7 protein-coding genes and 1 tRNA gene are annotated in these 5,464 nt (G+C 65.2%); 2 read left to right on the top strand and 6 right to left on the bottom strand.

The window, feature by feature from the left end:
* The 5 genes from ACLP9N_RS29405 to ACLP9N_RS29385 all read right to left on the bottom strand — a co-directional run.
* A partial coding sequence (locus tag ACLP9N_RS29405; protein ID WP_442410667.1) for a DNA primase family protein occupies positions 1–1,287 on the bottom strand: 1,287 nt, incomplete at its 3' end.
* On the bottom strand, positions 1,284–1,898 hold the full coding sequence (locus tag ACLP9N_RS29400; protein WP_442410666.1) for a hypothetical protein: 615 nt from the start codon (positions 1,896–1,898) through the stop codon (positions 1,284–1,286). The genes ACLP9N_RS29405 and ACLP9N_RS29400, both read right to left, overlap by 4 nt.
* The gene (locus ACLP9N_RS29395) at positions 1,895–2,779 is read right to left on the bottom strand and encodes a hypothetical protein (RefSeq protein ID WP_442410665.1); all 885 of its coding nucleotides are present in this window, start codon (positions 2,777–2,779) and stop codon (positions 1,895–1,897) included. Before ACLP9N_RS29395 ends, ACLP9N_RS29400 begins: the two co-directional genes overlap by 4 nt.
* Complete coding sequence (locus ACLP9N_RS29390) at positions 2,776–3,045, bottom strand: hypothetical protein (RefSeq protein WP_442410664.1); 270 nt, start codon at positions 3,043–3,045, stop codon at positions 2,776–2,778. The genes ACLP9N_RS29395 and ACLP9N_RS29390 overlap by 4 nt, the downstream gene beginning before the upstream one ends.
* A gap of 158 nt (positions 3,046–3,203) precedes the next feature.
* The gene (locus ACLP9N_RS29385; protein WP_442410663.1) at positions 3,204–3,398 is read right to left on the bottom strand and encodes a helix-turn-helix domain-containing protein; all 195 of its coding nucleotides are present in this window, start codon (positions 3,396–3,398) and stop codon (positions 3,204–3,206) included.
* A 128-nt stretch (positions 3,399–3,526) separates the two neighbouring features.
* Between ACLP9N_RS29385 and ACLP9N_RS29380 the strand changes: the two genes are divergently transcribed.
* Positions 3,527–4,105, top strand: a complete 579-nt coding sequence (locus tag ACLP9N_RS29380) for a hypothetical protein (protein WP_442410662.1) — start codon at positions 3,527–3,529, stop codon at positions 4,103–4,105.
* Positions 4,106–4,110: 5 nt separating this feature from the next.
* Positions 4,111–5,301, top strand: coding sequence for a site-specific integrase (locus ACLP9N_RS29375; RefSeq protein WP_442410661.1), 1,191 nt, complete (start codon positions 4,111–4,113; stop codon positions 5,299–5,301).
* A 35-nt stretch (positions 5,302–5,336) separates the two neighbouring features.
* Here ACLP9N_RS29375 and ACLP9N_RS29370 read toward each other — a convergent pair.
* Positions 5,337–5,413 (bottom strand) — tRNA-Leu (locus ACLP9N_RS29370).
* Positions 5,414–5,464 lie beyond the last annotated feature (51 nt).

Genomic DNA, 5,464 nt, shown 5'->3' with positions numbered 1-5,464 from the left:
GTTTTCGCGCATGTAGCGGGCGGTGATGGGGTCGCCGCCGGTGAGGCGTTTCATGGTGGCTTCGGCGAGTCGTCGGCCTTCGTCGGTCTCGCTGACGATGACCAGCCGCCGGCCGAGTAGGTCCATCTGGCCGGTGGGGTGGGCGCCGTCGCGGTGCATGAATAGTTCGGGTTCGGCGGCGCGGCCGTAGTCTCCGACCGCGTACAGCAGCGCCTTGTAGAGGGTGCCTTTCCCGTTGGCTCCGACACCGGTGAGGATCGGCAGGAGGTGTTCGCGGACCTCGCCGAGCAGTGACAGCCCGGCGAGCCGCTGCACGAATCCGCGGACCGCTTCGTCGGGCAGCACCCGGGCGAGGAACACGTCCCAGACCGGCGTCTCGGCGTCGGCGTGGTAGGCGCCGCGGCAGATTTTGGTGATCCGGTCGGCGGGGTCGTGGTCGCGCAGCTGCAGGGTGTGCAGGTCGAGGGTGCCGTTGGCGCAGTTGAGAAGCCAAGGGTCGGCGTCGATAACGTCGGTCGCAGCCGCGAACGGTGTGAGCGCGGCGGCTTCGGTGAGGATGCCGCTGATCGCGGACGCGGTTTCGTAGCGGGCAATCTGTTTGGCGCGTTTCTCTCGCTCCTCGGCAGGCAGTTCCTCGCATTTGCGGCGGTCCCGCCTGATCACCGCGTGCACGGCGCGGCGCGCGCCGCCGTCGCCGTCGGGTGCCCAGCGTTTGCCGTCCCAGCGGTGCCAGCCGATGCGGTAGACGTGCAGCAGTTTGCCGCGGAATTGTGTGGCGAGTTTGATGGCCATTCCGAGGTGCCCAGAGTGTTTGACGTCGGCTGTCGTTGCGGTGTCGGGCGGCGGTTCGTCAGGTCCGGGGTCACCGTCGGGCTGCCCGGCCGGGGTGTCGCCGTTGGCGGTGATGCGGTCAGTCCATTCGGTGTCGTGGATCCGGGCTTGCCGGTCGGTGTGGATCTTGTTCCAGCTGGTGGCCACGTCGTCGTCCTTGCGTTCGTCGAGCCGTTGGGCGAGGTCTCGGCGGGTGCGTACCGCCCAGCGGGTCTGCTCCACGGACAGGCCGGCGTCGACGCAGGCGGCGACGACGCGGTAGGTGTCGGCGGATCGGTCCGCCGGGGTGGTGACCATCGCGATCGCGGCCGCCACAAGCGGGTAGTCGTCGAGGTTGAACGGCTCGGTTGCGCTCGAAGCCCCCGCGGCCCGGTGTGGGGCTTCCCCGTTCTCGTGGGTGAGGATGACGTCCAGTTGGGAGGCGAGCGCGTGCGGGTCGACCCGCGCCGCGGTCACTGGCGGCCCACCCATCCGACTGGGGCCCGGTCGCCGCCGGCGAGGGTCGGTTTGTAGTTCCACGTTCCGGGTGGGCGGAGCAGATCGTTGTCGGAGATCTTCGCGTCGGCCGCGCCGAAATATTTTCGGAGCGCCTGGCATAGCTGCCGGTGCTGGGGGTGGGTGACCGATGCGGATAGTGGAACGTAGACGTGCCCGTTGCCGGGTGTGCCTGAGCCGATGGCGAACCCGCCGAGGGCGCGGACCTTGTCCAGGTCGAGGCGGCCGTTGTCGACGTCGGCGTGCACAAGGATATGGTTGACGGCCGCGCCCTGCGCCCGCTTGTTCGCCCACATCAGGTAGGGGCACACGTAGACGTCGTAAAGCGTTGCCTCCCGCAGGATTTCGCGCGCGGCGTGGTCGGCTTCGTCCGGGTAGGCGAAGTGGCTTTGTACGAAATTCTTGAACTTGTATTTGCCGTTGCGCAGGTAGGGTTCTTGTCCTACGGCGATGTGTAGCTGGCCTGTTGTGTCGTCGAAACATGCGTTGAAGTAGTCGAGGATGTCGCTCACTGGGTCACCCCCTGCCGGTAGGTCTGCGGTCGCGGATGCGACCAGGTGGTCGGTGCTCATCGGTTGTCCCACCCGTCGGCGATGCGGGTCAGGATTTCGCGCTCTGAGCGCTCGGCGATTTTGGTGAGTCGCAACGCTTCCCGGTCGATCCACTGCTCGATGGCATCACGCACCAGATCGCGCAGCGCCGAGGAGGGGATGGCGTCGACCTCCACCGATTCGCCGTCGAACTTCGCGGCGCGAGTGTCGGACTGCTTGGTGGGCCGTGTCGGCAGAGCCAGTTCGGTGATCTGCTCCGGTGTGACGGCGATCCGCTCGAAGGTCACGTCGATGCCGTCATCGACGAAGTCGCGCAGCTTGCGTTGGATGTCGTCCCAGGCGGCGACCCCGCTCGGGTCGTGGTCGCCGAGCTGATAGATGACGGCGGGGCAGCCTTCCTCGTTGATGTCCTCAGCGGTCTCGTAGAGGAACGTCTCGGAGCTGAAGCCGCGCGAGATCATCAGCGGCACGTCGTATTCGGCGGTGATGGGTGAGACGACGCCGCGGATGGCGTCTTTCTCGGTCCAGACCTCGACATGCAAACCCTGGTCGATCCACAGATCTTTGCGGTACATGCGGGCGGTGTTCTCAAGGGCGGCTTGGGCGTTGGAGAATGTTCGTGGTTTCAGGCGTAGCCGGCTGCCGTCGGTGATCCACCCGTAGGGAAGGTCTCCGCGCCGGCGCATCTTGAGGGCTCGGCGTTGTACGACGCTGTAGCCCTGCTCGGACTTGGGCACCAGGCCCCGCGACATCACGCGGTAGAACAGACCGCGGACCGTGACCGGTTCCTCAGCTTCGGCGATCTCATAGATAGCGGCGTCGATCTCGGCTAGTTCGGCGTGGGTGCGCCGATACCGACCACCGTTTAACGCACTAGTCCCGTAAACCGCTGTTGTGGTCATGCGACCACCCCGCCAGCCAATGCGTGCAGTTGTTCGGCGAGAGCCCGGTCAGTCCCGCCGCGACGGTAAAGCGCTTGCAGAATCTCGATCTCCAACAGTGGGATCTCGCCGGCATCAAGAATGTGCAGTGCGGCGTCGCGGCCGGCGTCGACCATCCGCTCCGACAGCGGCGGTTGTGTGCATCGGCATGGCCACGGGTCGCGGCAGCCGCAGTCCAGCGGCACCACCCGCCAGGACGTGTTGCGGCGCCGGTGTAGTCCTGCCACCGTGTCGCCGCCACACTGCCGGAGCCGCCCCGTGCCATACTGGGGATGGTCGACGGTTTGGGTGGTACCTGCTAGAGACTTGTAATGGAAAGGCCCGGTTCCAGGGGTGGGGCCGGGTTCTTCCCTTTCAGGGCCCGGCGGCCCCAAGCCGTTTCGCCTCATGCCGTTGCAACCTCGCTGAGTGAATCCACGTACGCTGCAAGGGATTCGGCGGTGATAAATGAGCGCCTTCCGATGTTGACCTTGACCAGTTCACGGCGATTGATCAGGTCGTAGATGGTGGTGTGGCCTATGCCGCCAAGTTCCGCCCTGGCATCCGGTATTGACACCAGACGGCGCTTAATCTCAGTCATCCAGCACCTCTCGCTGTCGTTCTGACGTTTCCGCTGGGGTGTCAGCGGCTATTGACAGCATGGCGGGCTGATGACAATATTGTCCTCGTCAGTGACGAGGTTTTTGTTGGCTAGGTTGTGATGCGTGAGTGACGGTAACAGCGACGCACACCTTCTGGGATGGCTACGGGCGGGCGACCTATGAACCCGGCGACAGAGTCCAGGTTGGTGACCGCCGCATTCCGCGAGCGATATTCGTGCAGATCCGCGGCGGCGAGAACCAGCCAGACTTCGCAATGAAAATTGAAGTGCGCGAAGGCATTCCGCAATGGGTCGAGGTCCAGCTGCAGGCACGGCCGGACGGGCCCGAAGTCCGAGACAAAGACCTCGCCACGATCCGCCTGGGCGACTGGCTAGAGCAGATAGTCGCGATGTGCTCGCTCAAGTACTCCGGGACAGGCCCCGGTTGGACGAGCTGGTCGAAGCCCGTCGTCGACCGGACCGCTGTTCCCGACATCCGGCGCGCCCTCTCAGGCCGGCCCCGCACCGTTACCCCGGAACGGCTGCAGAAGGTCGCCGAGATCTACCGGCAGCATTTCGAGCAACGGCCCACCGAGGCCGTCGCGCGCTCGTTCGGTGTGTCTCACCGCACCGCGGCGCGCTACGTCCAACAAGCACGCTCGGCAGGGCTCTTACCCGAGACCGAGCCAGGCAAGAAGAAGGTTTGAATTTGATGAGTAAGCGACAGCAGCTGCCACCGCAGATCAAGAAGATTCAGGTGAAAGATCGCAGCACCGGCAAAGCGGTCGTGCGCTACCAGTTGACCGTTGATGCTGGTCGCGACCCAGAATCAGGTAGGCGCCGCCAGATCCGGCGCCGGCTCGCGACAGAGGCTGCGGCGCGGGCCGAACTCGCTTCGATCCAAGGCGGCGTGAACGCCGGCACCTACGTCCATGCCAGCAAGTTGACGGTCGACCAGGCGTGCGAGGCGTGGCTGGCGTCAAAGCACGCGCTGAAGGAATCGACGCTGACCGGGCACCGCTCGAAGCTAGAGGCGCTGCGCGACGAACTCGGCCACATCGAGATCCAGAAACTCTCGAAGGCCGACTTAGACGGTCTCGTGGGCCGGTTGCGCCGCGGCGAGGTCGAAGGCCGCAAGAAGTGGACACCACGCTCATGCAACTACCTGCTCTACCTGACGACAGCCGTCCTTGACGACCAGGTGGCGCAGGGCAATGTGGTGCGTAACGTTGCGCGGCTGGTGGACCGGGTGGCCGGCGATCCTCAAAAGTTCCGCACACTGACCGCCGATGAGATGTTCCGCATCCTCGACCATGAGTGCCGCGATCGGCACCTGTGGACGTTGGCGCTATACGGGCTGCGCCGCGGCGAGGTCGCTGGTCTGCGGTGGGCCAATGTCGACCTGAAGGCCAAGACAGTCAGCATCGTGGAGAACCGCGTCGCTATCGGCAAAGAGATCGTTTCCGGCACGCCCAAATCGAAGGCGAGCACCCGGACACTGCCGCTGCCCAACGAAGTGGTGGACGTGCTGAAGGCGGCACGCAGGCGCCAGGCAGAGGAGCGGCTGGCGTTCGGTGAAGGGTATGGCTCGGGTGATTACGTCGCCTGCGACGAGACGGGCCAGTCGTACCACCCCAACCTGCTGACGTTCCGGTGGGGCCGAATGCTCGACGGGCTCGGGATCGAGCGGGTACGGCTTCACGACGCGCGGCATTCGTGTGCGACATTGATGCACCTGCGTCAGGTGCCTATCGCGGTGATCGCTTCATGGCTCGGGCACGCAAGCGCCGCCTTCACCATGTCGGTGTATGCACACAGCCAGGACGACGCTCTACGCGCCGCCGCAAGCAGTTTCGGTCGAGTTGTGACAACTCGTGACACCGAGACCGGATCACCGGTCTAGGAAAGCGACCCGCACTCGTGTTTACCTGCTGTTTCTGGTGCCCCCAGTCGGACTCGAACCGACACTGGACGGATTTTAAGTCCGCTGCCTCTGCCAATTGGGCTATGGGGGCCCGGCGGCGAATGTAGCGCGCGGAGGGCGGAGCCGAGGCACCGCGTCCCAC

This window comes from Mycobacterium sp., assembly GCF_052144515.1.
Lineage (GTDB): Bacteria > Actinomycetota > Actinomycetes > Mycobacteriales > Mycobacteriaceae > Mycobacterium.
This window is presented reverse-complemented; position numbering and strand designations above follow the sequence as displayed.

Bases quoted from the DNA above. Each gene is read 5' to 3' on its own strand.
- ACLP9N_RS29400 (WP_442410666.1), bottom strand. From the start codon at position 1,898: ATGAGCACCGACCACCTGGTCGCATCCGCGACCGCAGACCTACCGGCA.
- ACLP9N_RS29395 (WP_442410665.1), bottom strand. From the start codon at position 2,779: ATGACCACAACAGCGGTTTACGGGACTAGTGCGTTAAACGGTGGTCGG.
- ACLP9N_RS29385 (WP_442410663.1), bottom strand. From the start codon at position 3,398: ATGACTGAGATTAAGCGCCGTCTGGTGTCAATACCGGATGCCAGGGCG.
- ACLP9N_RS29375 (WP_442410661.1), top strand. From the start codon at position 4,111: ATGAGTAAGCGACAGCAGCTGCCACCGCAGATCAAGAAGATTCAGGTG.